Source organism: Paenibacillus sp. FSL R7-0313, assembly GCF_037969885.1.
GTDB lineage: Bacteria > Bacillota > Bacilli > Paenibacillales > Paenibacillaceae > Paenibacillus.
On record NZ_CP150219.1, the window covers coordinates 1,821,541 to 1,837,506 of the forward strand.

At 48.0% G+C, this 15,966-nt stretch carries 18 protein-coding genes and 1 riboswitch; all 18 genes read left to right on the top strand.

What is annotated here, in order from left to right; translation table 11 throughout:
* Window positions 1-26 precede the first annotated feature (26 nt).
* The 18 genes from NSQ38_RS07990 (at window position 27) to NSQ38_RS08075 (ending at window position 15,715) form a co-directional block, all read left to right on the top strand.
* Window positions 27-1,109, top strand: coding sequence for an L-threonylcarbamoyladenylate synthase (locus NSQ38_RS07990; RefSeq protein WP_339790445.1), 1,083 nt, complete (start codon window positions 27-29; stop codon window positions 1,107-1,109).
* A gap of 205 nt (window positions 1,110-1,314) precedes the next feature.
* The gene (locus NSQ38_RS07995; protein ID WP_338588723.1) at window positions 1,315-1,875 is read left to right on the top strand and encodes a manganese efflux pump MntP family protein; all 561 of its coding nucleotides are present in this window, start codon (window positions 1,315-1,317) and stop codon (window positions 1,873-1,875) included.
* 58 nt (window positions 1,876-1,933) lie between these two features.
* Window positions 1,934-2,506, top strand: a complete 573-nt coding sequence (locus NSQ38_RS08000; protein WP_338588722.1) for a low molecular weight protein arginine phosphatase — start codon at window positions 1,934-1,936, stop codon at window positions 2,504-2,506.
* Window positions 2,507-2,602: 96 nt separating this feature from the next.
* Window positions 2,603-2,684, top strand: a riboswitch (ZMP/ZTP riboswitch).
* Between the two features lie 141 nt (window positions 2,685-2,825).
* A complete protein-coding gene (locus NSQ38_RS08005; protein ID WP_076254013.1) occupies window positions 2,826-3,419 on the top strand; it encodes a TIGR01440 family protein in 594 nt (197 codons plus the stop codon).
* A 255-nt stretch (window positions 3,420-3,674) separates the two neighbouring features.
* Window positions 3,675-4,922, top strand: coding sequence for a serine hydroxymethyltransferase (glyA, locus tag NSQ38_RS08010; RefSeq protein WP_017691928.1), 1,248 nt, complete (start codon window positions 3,675-3,677; stop codon window positions 4,920-4,922).
* A gap of 426 nt (window positions 4,923-5,348) precedes the next feature.
* The gene (gene upp / locus NSQ38_RS08015; protein ID WP_017691929.1) at window positions 5,349-5,978 is read left to right on the top strand and encodes a uracil phosphoribosyltransferase; all 630 of its coding nucleotides are present in this window, start codon (window positions 5,349-5,351) and stop codon (window positions 5,976-5,978) included.
* A gap of 50 nt (window positions 5,979-6,028) precedes the next feature.
* Window positions 6,029-7,186: a UDP-N-acetylglucosamine 2-epimerase (non-hydrolyzing) gene (gene wecB / locus NSQ38_RS08020; RefSeq protein WP_036667768.1), complete on the top strand. Its 1,158-nt coding sequence runs from the start codon at window positions 6,029-6,031 to the stop codon at window positions 7,184-7,186.
* A gap of 186 nt (window positions 7,187-7,372) precedes the next feature.
* Complete coding sequence (locus tag NSQ38_RS08025) at window positions 7,373-7,627, top strand: AtpZ/AtpI family protein (RefSeq protein WP_024632723.1); 255 nt, start codon at window positions 7,373-7,375, stop codon at window positions 7,625-7,627.
* A complete protein-coding gene (locus tag NSQ38_RS08030) occupies window positions 7,620-7,997 on the top strand; it encodes an ATP synthase subunit I (protein WP_062836961.1) in 378 nt (125 codons plus the stop codon). The genes NSQ38_RS08025 and NSQ38_RS08030 overlap by 8 nt, the downstream gene beginning before the upstream one ends.
* A gap of 45 nt (window positions 7,998-8,042) precedes the next feature.
* Window positions 8,043-8,861, top strand: coding sequence for a F0F1 ATP synthase subunit A (atpB, locus tag NSQ38_RS08035; RefSeq protein WP_091036293.1), 819 nt, complete (start codon window positions 8,043-8,045; stop codon window positions 8,859-8,861).
* Between the two features lie 78 nt (window positions 8,862-8,939).
* Window positions 8,940-9,164: a F0F1 ATP synthase subunit C gene (gene atpE / locus NSQ38_RS08040; RefSeq protein ID WP_017691934.1), complete on the top strand. Its 225-nt coding sequence runs from the start codon at window positions 8,940-8,942 to the stop codon at window positions 9,162-9,164.
* 113 nt (window positions 9,165-9,277) lie between these two features.
* Window positions 9,278-9,766, top strand: a complete 489-nt coding sequence (gene atpF, locus NSQ38_RS08045; RefSeq protein ID WP_036612568.1) for a F0F1 ATP synthase subunit B — start codon at window positions 9,278-9,280, stop codon at window positions 9,764-9,766.
* A complete protein-coding gene (locus NSQ38_RS08050; RefSeq protein ID WP_036612565.1) occupies window positions 9,763-10,311 on the top strand; it encodes a F0F1 ATP synthase subunit delta in 549 nt (182 codons plus the stop codon). The genes atpF and NSQ38_RS08050 overlap by 4 nt, the downstream gene beginning before the upstream one ends.
* A 16-nt stretch (window positions 10,312-10,327) precedes the next feature.
* Window positions 10,328-11,842: a F0F1 ATP synthase subunit alpha gene (gene atpA, locus NSQ38_RS08055; RefSeq protein WP_047840700.1), complete on the top strand. Its 1,515-nt coding sequence runs from the start codon at window positions 10,328-10,330 to the stop codon at window positions 11,840-11,842.
* Between the two features lie 170 nt (window positions 11,843-12,012).
* Window positions 12,013-12,885, top strand: coding sequence for an ATP synthase F1 subunit gamma (gene atpG, locus NSQ38_RS08060; RefSeq protein ID WP_076209796.1), 873 nt, complete (start codon window positions 12,013-12,015; stop codon window positions 12,883-12,885).
* Between the two features lie 95 nt (window positions 12,886-12,980).
* Entirely contained in the window at window positions 12,981-14,384 is a 1,404-nt protein-coding gene (atpD, locus tag NSQ38_RS08065; RefSeq protein ID WP_047840699.1) for a F0F1 ATP synthase subunit beta, read from the top strand.
* A gap of 62 nt (window positions 14,385-14,446) precedes the next feature.
* Complete coding sequence (locus NSQ38_RS08070) at window positions 14,447-14,851, top strand: F0F1 ATP synthase subunit epsilon (RefSeq protein WP_091036299.1); 405 nt, start codon at window positions 14,447-14,449, stop codon at window positions 14,849-14,851.
* 606 nt (window positions 14,852-15,457) lie between these two features.
* The gene (locus tag NSQ38_RS08075) at window positions 15,458-15,715 is read left to right on the top strand and encodes a DUF1146 family protein (protein ID WP_339311078.1); all 258 of its coding nucleotides are present in this window, start codon (window positions 15,458-15,460) and stop codon (window positions 15,713-15,715) included.
* The last annotated feature ends 251 nt before the right edge of the window (window positions 15,716-15,966 follow it).

Consider the following 15,966-nt stretch of genomic DNA (forward strand, 5'->3'; position numbering starts at 1 on the left):
ATGATCACGGAATGGGTAATATTGAAATGTTGGATGTGAAAAAGGGGAGCGCCGATCAACAGGCGCTCGCCGACTTGCAGGCTGCCGCAGCCTGCATTCGTCAAGGTGAGACGGTGGCCTTCCCGACGGAGACGGTCTATGGCTTGGGTGCCGATGCGCGTAGCACAGCAGCCGTGGAGGCTGTATTTGTCGCCAAAGGCCGACCTTCCGACAATCCACTGATTGTGCATATCGCGCACCGTGACCAGTTGGATACGCTGGTCACGGAAGTGAACGAAACGGCGGAAGCGCTGATGGCGGCCTTCTGGCCGGGACCACTGACGCTTGTGCTGCCGGTTAGGCCGGGGGCGGTGTCCCCGCGTGTCACCGCTGGTCTGGACACGGTGGCTGTGCGCATGCCGGACCATCCGGTGGCCTTGCAGTTGATCGCGGCGGCGGCGTGCCCTGTGGCTGCACCAAGCGCCAACCGCTCCGGGCGGCCAAGCCCGACACTCGCGTCTCATGTACGCGAGGATCTGGATGGCCGCATCGGCGGCATCGTGGACGGCGGCCCCACCGGGGTGGGCGTCGAGTCCACGGTGGTGCAGGTCGGTGACGACGGTACCGTCACCATCCTGCGCCCTGGCGGCATTACGGCGGAACAGTTGTCCGCCGTTGCCGCCCGTGTCGCCACGGACCCCGCGCTACTCGCGGAGGGGGCCGATGGCGTGGGCAGCCCGGCGCCGCGCTCGCCGGGCATGAAGTACACGCACTACGCACCCGCAGGGGCGCTGTGCGTGGTGGAAGGGCCGCCCGCAGCGGTGGCGGCCTGGATCAGCGCCGCCCTCACAGAGGCGGCGCAGCGCGGAGAGCGCACCGCTGTGCTGGCGTTCGCCGAGCACGCGGAGCAGTACCGCGCCGATGCCGTGTTCTCGCTGGGCGACGCCAGCGAGCTGGAAGAGGCAGCGCGCAGGCTATACGCCGCGCTGCGCAGCTGCGATGAGCAAGGCGCCACATATATTGTGGCTGAAGCCTGCTCACGCGAAGGGCTGGGAGCAGCCGTCATGAATCGGCTGCTCAAGGCTGCGGGGAACCAACTCATACAAGTTGGCAACCAGCAACCCTCTTAACCTCTCCTGATCATATATCAGGAGAGCTACGTACTCTTTTTCAAAACAATCAATAAACCACCATATCCACTTTCACGCCAATCTAGCTTTATGCACCACGGATATCGAGTAGATCCGTCGCCGCCGTTTGCCTTTCATCGGTCATGTTTAGGTCCTTGTCCGCATATCGTGTACAAGAACCTTTACGTGACTTGGGGGTATGGGGATGTGGGATGTGTCTGCCCATGTAGGGCAGTTGGTAACCATTTTGATCATGGCTGTTGCGCTTGGCCTCGATGCCTTCTCACTCGGAATCGGAATTGGCATGAAGGGCATTCGGCTGAGGGATGTATTGCGAATCAGTATTGTAACGGCGCTATTTCATATCATCATGCCGCTCATCGGCATGTATATGGGCAAATACGTCAGCTCCCTGCTCGGTGACATTACAACATATGCGGCAGGTGGATTACTTGTTTTGCTGGGTGCTCATATGATTCTGAATGCATTCCGTGAAGGCGATACTAAGCTGGTGGACCACCGTTCCCTGCTCGGCGTTGTTTTGTTCTCCCTCAGTGTAAGTGTGGATTCGTTCTCCGTTGGCGTTTCCTTAGGGATGTTTAGCAGTGATCTGATCTTAACCGTACTTGCTTTCGGCTTTTGTGGCGGGGTGATGTCGGTTATGGGTCTGCTATTAGGCCGTCGGGTGAGTCAGAATCTCGGGGATTACGGCGAAGCTATTGGTGGCGCAATCTTGCTTGCGTTTGGACTTTTGTTTATATTTTAGAATAAAACTTGAGATATCATATCATTCGCATCATACTTAAAATGGGGAGGCTAACACAATGAAACATATTTTATTCGTATGTACAGGAAATACGTGCCGCAGCCCCATGGCAGAGGGGCTTTTGCGAAAACTGGCATCGGAGCGTGGCATTCAGGTAGAAGTTCGTTCCGCAGGTGTGGCAGCAACGTCGGGTATGCCGATCTCTCGTCATGCTGAAGCCGTTTTGAGAGATCATAACGTTGAAGGTCCACCTCATTCCACACAACTTAGCTCTAACCTGGTAGGTTGGGCCGATCTGGTTCTAACATTAACACGGAGTCACAAGCAGCATGTCATGCAGGTTTTTCCCGATTCAGTCCACAAAACCTATACATTGAAAGAATATGTGGAGGATGATGAACAGGTATTAAGTGATGTCCAGGAGTTGGACAGCCTGTTTGCAACGCTGGAGATGAAACGTGCCCTTGGGCAAGAGATCCTGGCATCGGAGCGGGAGCGAGCCATTGAGATTAGACAACGAATTCCAAGTTTCGACATCTCTGATCCGTTTGGGGGAAGTCGTGATGATTACAATATAGCTGCAGCTGAGATTCGGACGGCATTGGACCGGCTTTTGGATAAGCTGAGATAATTCTGATCCTGCGAGGCAGGTTATAGAAATAGGACACGTGATGTAAATTAACCGTTGATTTTAGCCGCGGGTTGTTTTATGATGAAGGGGAAAACAGGGATCCGGTGTAACTGGCGACGAAGTGGGCATAACCACGATGGAGCACCGGAACAAACGGCCGGTCGCCTGGGCAAAAGAGCAATTCTGCGTTACCCGCAGACTGCTCTTTTTTTCGTCTTTCATCTGATTATTCGCTATAATAGTACCTGAGATGCCGTGCAAGAATACGAAGGACAACCAAGAGACAGCGGGCATGATTTTATCGGGAGGCGATGATAGGATGACTATAGAGTTAGATTCGGAACAACCCGGATTGCAGGAACAGACCGCGTCTATTCTGCATGAACTGGCGCTTGCTGGACAGCTTGGGCCTGGACAGATCGTTGTGATCGGTACAAGCACAAGTGAAGTCGCAGGCGCTCGGATTGGTACGAGTGGTGCCATTGAAGTGGCACAGCAGCTTCTTGCGGGTATACGCGAGGTGCAGGAGGAATTCGGTTTTGACACGGTATTCCAATGTTGTGAGCATCTGAACCGTGCGCTGGTAATGGAGCGTTCTGTGCTTACTCGTCTTGGATTGACCGAGGTTGGTGCAGTACCCGTGCCCAAGGCCGGAGGTTCAATGGCATCCGCAGCATATCGTTCGCTGACCGATCCATGCCTGGCTGAACATGTGCAGGCCCATGCGGGACTGGACATTGGGGAGACGATGATTGGGATGCATCTCCGGCATGTAGCCGTACCCTATCGTACAGCGCTCCGCTATGTTGGAGATGCACGTGTGACCACAGCGTTGACTCGTCCGAAGTTGATTGGCGGCGAACGCGCGGTGTATCGTATGGAAGAACAACCAGATTCAACATTTTGTGACTAACATATAAAGCGAGACTAATTGGGTTACACTCCTGACTTTGATTGCATCACCATCTTCCGATCGCTGTTATCCCCAGATTTTTTATTCCCTATTTAAAGGGGAAATCCGGTGATAGCCTATGCTTCCGGAGTAGCTTTCTAAAGAAAGCTTTTTGACGACTACTTCGTTTCTTCAGATTGGTGTTGCACTCGCCGTTTTCGTGTAAACATTAGTTTCACTTTATAAATTCACTTATAAACTGGGAGGAATTTAATCATGGAACAATTGCGCAAGAATGACCCGGCAGTACTGGAAGCGATGAATCTTGAACTGAAACGTCAACAGAACAACATCGAACTGATTGCATCCGAGAACATCGTAAGTGAAGCAGTAATTGAAGCAATGGGATCTGTTCTGACCAACAAGTACGCTGAAGGATATCCAGGCAAACGTTACTATGGCGGTTGTGAGCATGTGGACATCGTTGAAGACATCGCGCGTGATCGTGCAAAAGAATTGTTCGGAGCAGAACACGTGAATGTTCAACCTCACTCCGGCGCACAAGCGAACATGGCAGTTTATCTTGCAGCATTGAAACCTGGTGATACTGTACTCGGTATGAACCTTGCCCATGGTGGACACCTCACACACGGTAGCCCGGTGAACGCATCCGGTTTGCTGTACAACTTCGTAGCATACGGCGTACAGGAAGATACATTCCTGATTGATTATGATGAAGTACGCAAAGCGGCTTTCAAACACCGTCCTCGTCTGATCGTTGCTGGTGCAAGTGCATATCCGCGTACCATTGATTTTGAAAAGCTGGCTTCCATCGCCAATGATGTAGGCGCTTTGTTCATGGTGGACATGGCTCACATCGCAGGACTGGTTGCTGCTGGTTTGCATCCAAACCCGGTTCCACATGCGCATTTCGTAACAACAACAACACACAAAACGCTGCGTGGACCTCGTGGTGGTATGATTCTGTGCCGTAAAGCGTGGGCAGCAGCGATTGATAAAGCCGTATTCCCTGGTTCCCAAGGTGGACCTCTGATGCACGTGATCGCATCCAAAGCGGTAGCATTCGGAGAAGCTTTGCAGCCTTCGTTCAAAACATATGCACAGAACGTTGTGAAAAACGCACAGGTTCTGGCTGAAACACTGATCGCTGAAGGATTGAACATTGTATCTGGTGGTACAGATAACCACTTGATGCTGATCGATACACGCAGTGTGAACATCACAGGTAAGGAAGCTGAGCATGTGCTTGATTCCATCGGTATTACCGTGAACAAAAATGCAATTCCATTCGACCCTACAAGCCCGTTTGTAACGAGTGGTATTCGAATTGGTACACCTGCTGCAACTTCCCGTGGCATGAACGAAGAAGCAATGGTTGCTATTGGTAAGATCATTGCCAAAACACTGAAAAATCCAAAAGATACAGCGAAGCTGGATGAAGCCCGTGCAGAAGTGACTGCACTGACAGACCAATTCCCGCTCTATACCGATCTTAAATACTAAAAAACTTTGCTAATGGTGTTTGTATTTGAGTGTTCTTAATGTACACACGCAGGCGGAGCAAACCGAAAGAACCTGAAGAAGCGTAGCGCTCGCCTTTATCCCCAGATTTCAACAATTATAATTGGATCAAAGAAATCTGGGGATAACAGCGATCGGAAGGTCATTCGGTTTGCGGAGCACCATTAGTGTTTACACGTTTTTGAACATACTCAACGACATAACAGCAAGAGCAAAACAGGACCGGATGGATCATTTTCCGGTCCTGTTTTTTATAGGATTCGGTAATCTGTAATGATTGGGTGCCCTTTGATGGTGTAATTCGTTGTTGGTGATGATATAATATACAGGATTTATCGAGCCCATGAATGGTGGCTAGGTATATTTGGAAATGCTTAACATGAAGAACTTACCGGAGGGACAAATTAGATGGGAAAATTAGTAATATGTGATCACCCTTTGATTCAACACAAACTGACGTTTATACGCGACATGCGTACGAATACGAAAGATTTTCGTGAATTGGTGGATGAAGTAGCAACGTTGATGGCTTATGAGATTACAAGAGATGTTGAACTGGAAACGATTGATGTACAGACACCTGTAGCTGCAACACAAGGTAAAGTCATCTCTGGACGTATGCTCGGACTGGTGCCGATTCTGCGTGCAGGACTCGGAATGCTGGATGGCGTTGTGAAATTGTTGCCAGCGGCAAAAGTTGGACATGTTGGTCTGTTCCGTGACCCGGAAACACTGCAACCGGTAGAATACTACACCAAACTGCCTACAGACGTAACAGAGCGTCAATTGATTGTAATTGATCCGATGCTGGCAACGGGTGGTTCGGCAATTGCAGCTATTGACGTGCTCAAAAAACGTGGCTGTACCCAAATCAAGATGATGAACCTGGTTGCAGCACCGGAAGGCGTAAAAGCTGTGCAAGATGCACATCCCGATGTGGACATCTATGTAGCAGCATTGGACGACCGTCTGGATGATCATGGTTATATCGTTCCAGGGCTTGGAGATGCAGGAGACCGTCTATACGGCACTAAATAAGCATATCGCATGCTTGTAATCGGAACTTATAGAAAAGGGGCTTTGCTCGAATGTCCAACAAAATTAAAGTCATGACGATCTTCGGGGTGCGTCCGGAAGCCATCAAGATGGCTCCGCTTATTTTGGAATTGCAAAAACACCCTGAGTCTATTGAATCTATTGTTTGCGTAACTGCGCAGCATCGCCAGATGTTGGATCAGGTACTTGAAGTTTTCGACATTCATCCCGATTATGATCTGGATGTGATGAAGGACCGTCAGACATTGAATGAAATCACAATTCGTGTGCTTGGTGGTCTGGAGCCGGTGTTAGCCGAAGCTAAGCCGGATATTGTACTGGTTCACGGGGATACATTAACTACCTTTGTAGCGAGCTATGCAGCATTCCTGCAACAGATTCAGGTAGGGCATGTGGAAGCGGGGCTGCGGACGTGGAACAAGTTGTCTCCATATCCGGAAGAGATGAATCGTCAGCTGACGGGAGTACTGGCTGATCTACACTTTGCGCCTACGGATTGGTCTTCTTCCAATCTTGCCAAAGAAAATAAATCGGAGTCTAGTACGTACGTCACAGGCAACACGGTAACAGATGTGTTTCAATATACAGTACGGGAGGACTACACACACCCGGTACTTGATTGGGCCCAAGGCAAACGCCTTGTGCTGATGACAGCTCATCGCCGTGAATCTCAAGGCGAGCCTCACCGCAACATTTTCCAGGCCGTCAAACGGATTGCCGACGAATTCGAAGATATTGCCATCGTGTACCCGGTGCATCCAAGTCCTGCTGTGAAGGAGCCGGCTCACGCGATTTTGGGGAATCATCCCCGTATTCAATTAATTGATCCACTAGACGTGGTGGATTTGCATAACTTTTACCCGCACACTCACTTGATTTTGACCGATTCAGGCGGTTTGCAGGAAGAAGCACCTTCGTTTGGTGTGCCTGTGCTCGTATTGCGCGATACAACAGAACGCCCGGAAGGTATTGAAGCCGGAACGCTGGAATTGGTAGGTACCGAAGAGGAACGTGTGTATGAACGGACCAAAGCTCTGCTTACAGACAAAACCCTGTATGCAAGCATGAGTCAGGCTGCCAATCCATACGGTGATGGACATGCTTCGGAAAGAATTGTCAATGCGATTTTGCACCATTTTGGTGTAAATAGTGAGCGTCCGGAATCATTTCACAGAAAATTCAAAAAATAATACATTTTTTCTGACGGATTTATAAAGGGCATAGCATACAGTTAAACTGTACGGTTTACGCGGGTTTATGGGCTTTGAGGGTCTGTATTCCCGTCGTTTTCCCCTTTAAAACGCTAAAATCATTCAATTGACAAAGGCTCTCATCATTCAGTAAAATTAACTGGGATTGCAAGGGTGGCGTGGAAAATGGCCGATTCGAACAAACCAAATTCATCCCGTAACCATGACGATAATGTATGGAAAGCGATGGGACTCGTGACAGCTTTTGGGATCGAGATTGCCATTCTCGCTGTTGCCGGATATTACGCTGGCTCCTGGTTGGACAAGACCATCGGAGGTAACGGAATATGGATCGCCGTAAGCGTTCTCTTTTTTCTTGCGGCAGGCGGTGTAAGCATCTACTTTATCGCGAAAAAATTCATGGGGGAAAGTGATGAGTGAACTAACCAGATACCGCAGATCGATGACTGTTTTCATCATGTACTTTCTTATGATTTGTTTTCTCGCAGCGGCCTTTATGCCACGTGTGGAGACAATTGCTTTGGGACTAGCCCTGGGTACAGGAATTAGCTGGATCAATGCATTTTACTTGGGCTACAAAGTAAGGAAAATGTCTGATGATGCGGCAGAAGGTAACTTGAAGCGTGTGAACCTGGGATTTTTGACAAGAGCGGCACTCGCTGTGCTCGGTATATTCATATCGATGCGCTTTCCGCAGTACTTCAATACATATGCGGTTGCAGGCGGTCTCGTCATTGCACAATTTTCCTTACTGATTATAGGGATTGTCCATTCCCGCAGAGCAGAATGATGTTAAGGGCTGCAGCTTTCAAGTCGAGAAAGGGGTGAGAAAAATATGCATGAAGCTCCAATTATTATGCTTGGCGGATTTCGACTGGATCTATCGGTTCTGTTGATGCTGGTAGTTACAGGTGCAATTGTTTTTATTTTTGCTGTACTGGCAACACGGAGATTATCCGTTGAAAATCCCGGCAAGCTGCAAAATTTTATGGAGTGGGCAGTAGAATTCGTCCGCAATCTGATTTCCAGCACAATGGATATGAAGAAAGGTAAACATTTTATCTCTCTCGCTCTTTCCATGATTATGTTCATTTTTGTAGGGAATATGCTAGGCCTTCCGCTCGTAGCTGTATCTGAGGTAACAGATGTTAGTCAGGCACAGGTATTCGGTAAGCCGATTGTTACAGCGGTGGAGGCGTTTGAAGAAGCGCATGCCAAGGACCCTGAAGCACACCCACACGTTGAACTGGCCTGGTGGAAATCACCAACAGCCGACTTGTCTGTAACGATGGGACTCGCTCTCGTAGCGTTCCTTGTATCTCATGGACTAGGATTGTTCCGCAACACAAAAGGGTATCTCCAGCATTACCTTAAGCCATTCGCCTTGTTCTTGCCAATCAACTTGATTGAGACGGCATCCAAGCTGTTGACACACGGTATGCGTCTATTCGCGAATATCTTCGCGGGTGAGGTACTGATCGCAACGATCCTGAAACTGACCACATTTAAAGTGTTTGGTGCTATTGCAGCGATTCCGCTACTAATGGTGTGGCAAGGCTTCAGTATCTTTATCGGCGCGATCCAGGCATTTGTGTTTGTTATCTTGATGATGGTGTACATTTCACAGAGCATCGAGACGCACGACGAGCATTAAGTTTCAAGCCCTACGAAGATTTCTTCACCAGGCTGAACAATAAAAAATTCGATTTATCATTTTAAGGAGGATATACAAATGGGAGCAATGGCATTAATCGCAGCAGCAATTGTTGCAGGACTGGGCGCGTTTGGCGCAGGTATTGGTAACGGTATGGTAATCAGCAAAACGGTGGAAGGTATTGCCCGTCAACCGGAAGCAAAATCCACTCTTCAAACAACAATGTTTATCGGTGTAGGTTTGATCGAGGTATTGCCGATCATCGGTGTGGTACTCGCGTTCATGTTCTACGGTATGGCTTAATTAAATTTTAAAGGTTTGGCGGGGAAGGCCATAGCCATCCGCGCCTTCTTTTTAGGTAATGTCCGTTCTAACGGATGACGTTTCAAGGATACCTCCAGGAAGGAGTGAACAGATTGAGTTTCATATGGGAAAATACGCTTCTTGCGATTGTTGCATTTGCAATTTTATATTGGCTGCTTAGCCGTTATGCCTTCGGGCCTTTGTTCTCCATTATGGAAAAACGTCGTGAACTCGTGATGACGCAGATGAATGAGGCTGCACAGACTCGGGAACAGGCCATTGCCTATGTGGAGGAACAAAAACAAGCTCTTGAGCAAGCTCGTCAAGATGCTTACGACATCATTGAACAATCCAAACAAACAGGTGGCAAACAAGCTGAATCGATTTTGGCTGATGCAAAAGCTGAAGCTAATCGTCTGAAAGACGATGCAGTACGCGAAATCGAGAGCGAGAAGAACAAAGCAGTCGCAGCACTTCGCAGCGAACTGGGTACAGCTTCCGTTCAGATTGCATCCAAGTTGATCAAAAAAGAAGTTGAGAACGGTCCTGCACAAGAAGAGCTTGTGAACCAATACCTCAATGAGGTAGGAGGCCGACAATGAGCCGCGATACGATAGTTGCCAAGCGTTATGCGAAAGCATTGTTCGAAGTTGCTCTTCAGCAACAGCAGGTGCTTGAGGTTGAACAGGAACTGGTTGCAGTAGTCAGTGCATTGACCGGAGATGCAGATATCGAGAAATTTATCGTATCCCCTAACATTTCTGATGAAGCCAAGCAGAACGTAATTCACTCAAGTCTTGATGGCAAGGTATCCGATTCAGTCCTTCGTACAGTCTTGTTGTTGATTGAGCGCGGACGCGTTGAATTGCTGGGAGACTTACTGAATGATTATCGGAAGATCCAAGGTGAGTCGCTGGGCATCGCTGATGCACGTGTCTATTCGACTTATGCGTTGAATGATGAAGAAAAAGAAGCGGTAGCCCGTGAATTCGGTGGCCGTGTGAATAAAAAGATTCGTATCGAGAACATTGTTGATCCGACTCTGCTGGGCGGATTGAAAGTCGCCATTGGCGATACGATCTATGACGGCAGCTTGGCTGGCAAGCTCGAACGTCTTGAGCAGTCTTTTAACAGACGAGTACAGTAGATTGGGGTGAGGACACTTGAGTATCAAACCAGAAGAAATCAGTACATTAATTAAGAGCCAAATCGAACAATACAAGACCGATATCGATGTAGTCGAAGTCGGAACGGTAATCGAGGTTGGTGATGGTATCGCTCGTGTTTACGGACTTGAGAACGTCATGTCCAACGAGTTGGTTGAATTCCCAAGCGGTGTTATGGGACTCGCCATGAACGTCGAAGAAAGCAATGTCGGTGTCGTTATCCTGGGACCTTACTACGATATTCGTGAAGGTGACCAAGTGAAACGTACTGGTCAAATCATGCAAGTGCCTGTAGGCGAAGCATTGATTGGACGCGTTGTGAACCCGCTCGGTATTCCTGTAGATGGCAAAGGGCCAATCGCTACAACGGAATTCCGTCCAGTTGAAGGTAAAGCACCAGGTGTAATGGATCGTAAATCGGTTCATGAGCCGATGCAAACAGGGATCAAAGCCATTGATGCAATGGTTCCAATCGGTCGCGGACAACGTGAGTTGATCATCGGTGACCGTCAAACAGGTAAAACATCAATCGCGATTGATGCGATCCTGAACCAAAAAGGTAGCGGCATGAAGTGTATCTATGTGGCTATTGGTCAGAAACAGTCTACGGTTGCTCAAGTTGTGGAAACTCTTCGTCGTAAAGGCGCAATGGAGTACACAATTGTTGTAACTGCAGCAGCTTCTGATCCATCACCACTCTTGTACATCGCACCGTATTCCGGTTGTTCGATGGGTGAGTACTTCATGTACAAAGGCGAGCACGTTCTGGTCATCTATGATGACTTGACCAAACAAGCCTCTGCATACCGTGAGCTTTCCTTGTTGCTTCGTCGTCCACCGGGCCGTGAGGCTTATCCGGGTGACGTCTTCTACCTGCACTCCCGTTTGCTGGAGCGTGCTGCGAAGCTGAATGATGAACTTGGTGGTGGTTCTTTAACCGCACTTCCGTTCATTGAAACACAAGCTTCCGACGTATCTGCATACATTCCAACGAACGTAATCTCCATCACGGACGGACAAATCTTCTTGGAAGCCGACCTGTTCAATGCTGGACAACGCCCGGCGATCAACGTAGGTATTTCCGTATCTCGTGTCGGTGGTTCTGCTCAGATCAAAGCGATGAAAAAGGTTGCAGGTTCCCTGCGTCTCGACCTCGCTCAATATCGTGAGCTTCAAGCGTTCTCCCAGTTCGGTTCCGATCTGGATAAAGCGACTCAGGCCCGCCTGAATCGTGGTGCGCGTATGATGGAAATCCTGAAGCAAGGTGTTAACCAGCCACTGCCTGTAGAACAACAGGTTGTCAGCTTGTACACTGCGGTTAAAGGATTCCTGGATGAGATTCCAACAGGTGATGTTACTCGTTTCGAGCGTGAGTTCCTCGCGTTCATGGAGAGCAGCCATCCGGAGATTCTTGCATCCATCCGTGATACTAAAGAATTGACTGCAGACAACGAAAATGCACTGAAAGGTGCAATTGAGAAGTTCAGAAAGAGCTTTGCTGTCTCTGTCTAAATAAATGATTGCAGGTGCGGAGTTGTCTAACCGATTCCGCATGTCTGCATGTAATACTTTGACTCTGTCAAAAAAAAGATGATGCTTACGAAGTAACTTTGACCCCGTCAAAGTAGGGTTGTGCTTACGATGTAGTTTTGACTTTGTCAAAACTTTAAGGTGGTGAAATCATGGCAAAAGGCATGCGCGAAATTAAGCGGCAAATTAAAAGCGTACAAAGCACCAAGCAGATCACCAAAGCAATGGAGATGGTAGCTGCTGCAAAACTGCGTAAAGCGCAGGAAAAAGCGGAAGCAGCCCGTCCTTATTCGGAGAAACTGAAAGAGGTTGTAGCTAGCATTGCATCAAGCACGCAAGGGATACAGCATCCGATGCTGGAGAGCCGTCCGGTCAAAAAGACAGCTTACCTGATCATTACATCGGACCGTGGTCTTGCAGGTGGATACAATGCGAACGTTTTGCGTCAGGTTAATCAGACGCTCAAAGAGCGCCACAACTCCCAGGATGACTACGAATTGTTCGTCATTGGACGTAAAGGACGCGATTACTTCAGACGTCGTGAGATGGCGATGGCATCCACAACAACGGATCTGTCGGATTCGCCTTCATTTGCAGACATCAAATCCATCGCACACGAAGCTGTTCATGGGTTTGAACTGGCTGAATTTGATGAATTGTACATTTGTTATAACCGCTTTGTGAATGCGTTGACCCAGATTCCTACGGTAGAAAAACTTCTTCCGATGGAAACACCTGAGGTAACTGCTGCGGAAGGACCAACGGCAAGCTACGAATACGAGCCGTCTGCTGAAGCTGTACTGGAGGTTTTGCTTCCGCGTTACGCGGAAACGCTGATCTATGGTGCACTTCTGAACGGTAAGGCAAGTGAGCTCGGCGCGAAAATGACGGCAATGGGTAATGCAACCAAAAATGCATCCAAACTCATTAATGACTTGTCATTGACTTACAACCGTGCCCGTCAAGCGGCGATTACGCAGGAGATTACGGAAATTGTGGCAGGTGCCAACGCAGCACAAGGCTAACCGTTTTTTTATTAATGAAGGCTTGCAGAGCAAAGATAAACGAACGGTACATTATTTTTGCAAAAGTAGCAGGCTTGTAGGAGGGGAACGTTAAGATGAACAAAGGACGCGTTGTGAGCATCATGGGTCCGGTTGTTGACGTCGAGTTTGATCGCGGCGGTCTGCCGGAAATCCTCAATGCCATTACGATCACTACAGTAAGTGAGAGCGGCGTTAGTGTAAACCTTACACTCGAAGCTTCGAAACATCTGGGTGACAACCGAGTACGTTGTATTGCGATGTCCTCCACGGATGGACTTGTTCGTGGTATGGAAGCTTTAGATACAGGAGCACCAATCTCTGTACCCGTCGGAGAAGCAACACTGGGTCGTGTATTTAACGTACTCGGCGAAGCAATTGACACTGGCGGTGCCGTAGCTGCTGAGCACAAGAACCCGATTCACCGTTCAGCACCTGCATTTGATGAACTGACTACCCAAGCAGAGATGCTGGAGACAGGAATCAAAGTTATCGACTTGCTCGCTCCTTACGCTAAAGGTGGTAAAATCGGTCTCTTCGGTGGTGCCGGTGTAGGTAAGACGGTAACCATTCAAGAATTGATCAACAACATCGCACAAGAGCACGGCGGTATCTCCGTATTTGCGGGTGTTGGTGAGCGTACACGTGAAGGTAATGACTTGTATCACGAGATGAGTGATTCCGGCGTTATCAACAAAACAGCAATGGTCTTCGGACAAATGAACGAGCCTCCAGGCGCACGTCTTCGTGTAGCCCTCACAGGTCTGACGATGGCGGAATACTTCCGTGATGAAGAAGGCCGTGACGTGTTGCTCTTTATCGATAATATCTTCCGTTTCACCCAAGCGGGTTCAGAAGTATCTGCCTTGCTTGGACGTATGCCTTCCGCGGTAGGTTACCAACCTACACTGGCAACAGAAATGGGTCAGCTGCAAGAACGTATCACATCAACGAAAAAAGGTTCTGTAACATCCATCCAGGCCATCTACGTGCCTGCGGATGACTACACTGACCCGGCTCCTGCAACGACGTTTGCTCACTTGGATGCAACGACGAACTTGGAGCGTAAAATTTCCGAGATGGGTATCTACCCTGCGGTAGATCCACTGGCTTCCAGCTCCCGGATCTTGTCCCCTGAAGTTGTAGGTGAAGAACACTACAGCGTAGCTCAAGGCGTTAAACGCATCTTGGCACGTTACAATGAATTGCAAGATATCATTGCAATCCTGGGTATGGACGAGTTGAGTGAAGAAGACAGAGCGCTTGTATACCGTGCTCGTAAAATCCAACGTTTCTTGTCCCAGCCTTTCCACGTTGCTGAAGCATTTAACGGTATTCCGGGTAAATACGTTCCAGTTAAAGAAACGGTGCGCAGCTTTAAAGAGATTCTCGAAGGTAAGTATGATGATCTTCCGGAAGCAGCTTTCCTCTTTGTTGGTACAATTGAAGAGGCAGTGGAGAAAGCCAAAACACTGGTTTAGTCTGAATCCAGGATTGTCCTTATGAAGCGGGCTATCCTTCGGATATTTCAGGAGGGATGGAATTGAGCACCTTTTTGTTGGAAATCGTAACACCTGAGCGTTTGGTCTATTCAGAACAGGTGAATAGCATTACGGCTCGTGGTATTGAAGGGGAACTGGGCATTCTGCCCGGTCATATTCCTATGGTTACACCTTTGCAGATTGCACCGATCTATATCCATAACGGAAAAGAAAATAAACGAGTTGCTATCGGTGGCGGGTTTATTGAAGTACGTAAAGATAAGGTTGTTGTACTCGCAGAGAGTGCTGAATTCCCGGAAAACATTGATGTGGATCGTGCGCGTGCGGCGAAAGAGCGGGCAGAACGTCGGCTTGCAAGCCAAAGCAATCAGGACCACTTTGATCACCGTCGTGCAGAGATTGCGCTGCAAAAAGCGGTTAACCGGATTAATGTGTTCGGCAAATAAACGATTCTTGGAAGCCCGGCGGCTTAGTCTGCCGGGCTTTTTTGAGTTTGTTTGATAGAATTGTTTTATCGAACATATCGAAAAGGCTGACACAAATTCCATCATATCCCTTCAGTAAACAGAAGTATTTTAAGCAAATTATTCACCGATGATGAGGATTTGAATAGAATGTAGGACTAAAGTAGTGGGCGCATTTACCACTAAGAGAACCATTTTTTTCATGAATAAATATAAATTATTTCCGAGGAAATGACAGAATCGATATCGAAATAGCGCTCTTTTATGTCGTTTTAGTCACAAAATCCCGGCATTTTAAAATTAAAATATTTTAGAAGTGGAAATCAATGTAATTGACAATGTATGATGAAAGAGCCTATATTCCATAGAGTCAGCAGAAGCAGGAAGCTGCGTAGTAGATTCCATAGTCATGCACAGCCGCATTGTTGCTGCTCGGTGATTGGGCATCAGGAGATTCCTGCCTGGCAGGAGTAAATCTGACAGTACGCTCAGTATGTTGTGCTTAAGACATTCCAGTATACTAACAAGTTATGGGTGCCGGGCATATGATATGCTGATCGCTGCAACAAATGTGGAGGTAAAGAATATATGGATACTGATCTGACGAATCAGGTGAACCAAGCGTTAAGCACCAATGGCTTGGTCTCAATCATCGTCTCCCTGTTATGTATAGCATTGTCTTGGTGGGCTTTGACAAATCTCAAACTGGAATTAATCATCAGGCAACCACGAGGTGCTCAGGGAAGACTGTTGCATTTGTTGCTCGCCATCATTTTGGGGCATGCCGTTGCTGGCTTTGTCATTGACTACTTGTCCTGGACTCAAATGTTGCGTAATTTGTTTTAATGTTGAGATGGTTGGTTAATCATCTGTTAGGTTCTTCAAGCTGCTCATTGTCGAATAACATCGATTAATTGTGTTAACAATTAGAGTATGAGTTGTCGGTAAAGAAATTAAGAAAAAAATGTGACGTAAAATTGGATGAATTTGAGATGTTTTATGTAAAAATGCTTGTATCGTACAATTCAACAATGTTATGATGGAAGTTAGGGAATTCACAATTGTTCACTTATTTTGTAGTTATAAACGGGATATCC

Bases quoted from the DNA above. Each gene is read 5' to 3' on its own strand.
- atpE (WP_017691934.1), top strand. From the start codon at position 8,940: ATGGGAGCAATGGCATTAATCGCAGCAGCAATTGTTGCAGGACTGGGC.
- upp (WP_017691929.1), top strand. From the start codon at position 5,349: ATGGGAAAATTAGTAATATGTGATCACCCTTTGATTCAACACAAACTG.
- NSQ38_RS08030 (WP_062836961.1), top strand. From the start codon at position 7,620: ATGAGTGAACTAACCAGATACCGCAGATCGATGACTGTTTTCATCATG.
- atpD (WP_047840699.1), top strand. From the start codon at position 12,981: ATGAACAAAGGACGCGTTGTGAGCATCATGGGTCCGGTTGTTGACGTC.
- NSQ38_RS08000 (WP_338588722.1), top strand. From the start codon at position 1,934: ATGAAACATATTTTATTCGTATGTACAGGAAATACGTGCCGCAGCCCC.
- NSQ38_RS08005 (WP_076254013.1), top strand. From the start codon at position 2,826: ATGACTATAGAGTTAGATTCGGAACAACCCGGATTGCAGGAACAGACC.
- atpB (WP_091036293.1), top strand. From the start codon at position 8,043: ATGCATGAAGCTCCAATTATTATGCTTGGCGGATTTCGACTGGATCTA.
- NSQ38_RS07990 (WP_339790445.1), top strand. From the start codon at position 27: ATGTTGGATGTGAAAAAGGGGAGCGCCGATCAACAGGCGCTCGCCGAC.
- NSQ38_RS08050 (WP_036612565.1), top strand. From the start codon at position 9,763: ATGAGCCGCGATACGATAGTTGCCAAGCGTTATGCGAAAGCATTGTTC.
- NSQ38_RS08025 (WP_024632723.1), top strand. From the start codon at position 7,373: ATGGCCGATTCGAACAAACCAAATTCATCCCGTAACCATGACGATAAT.
- atpG (WP_076209796.1), top strand. From the start codon at position 12,013: ATGGCAAAAGGCATGCGCGAAATTAAGCGGCAAATTAAAAGCGTACAA.
- NSQ38_RS07995 (WP_338588723.1), top strand. From the start codon at position 1,315: ATGTGGGATGTGTCTGCCCATGTAGGGCAGTTGGTAACCATTTTGATC.
- glyA (WP_017691928.1), top strand. From the start codon at position 3,675: ATGGAACAATTGCGCAAGAATGACCCGGCAGTACTGGAAGCGATGAAT.
- NSQ38_RS08075 (WP_339311078.1), top strand. From the start codon at position 15,458: ATGGATACTGATCTGACGAATCAGGTGAACCAAGCGTTAAGCACCAAT.
- wecB (WP_036667768.1), top strand. From the start codon at position 6,029: ATGTCCAACAAAATTAAAGTCATGACGATCTTCGGGGTGCGTCCGGAA.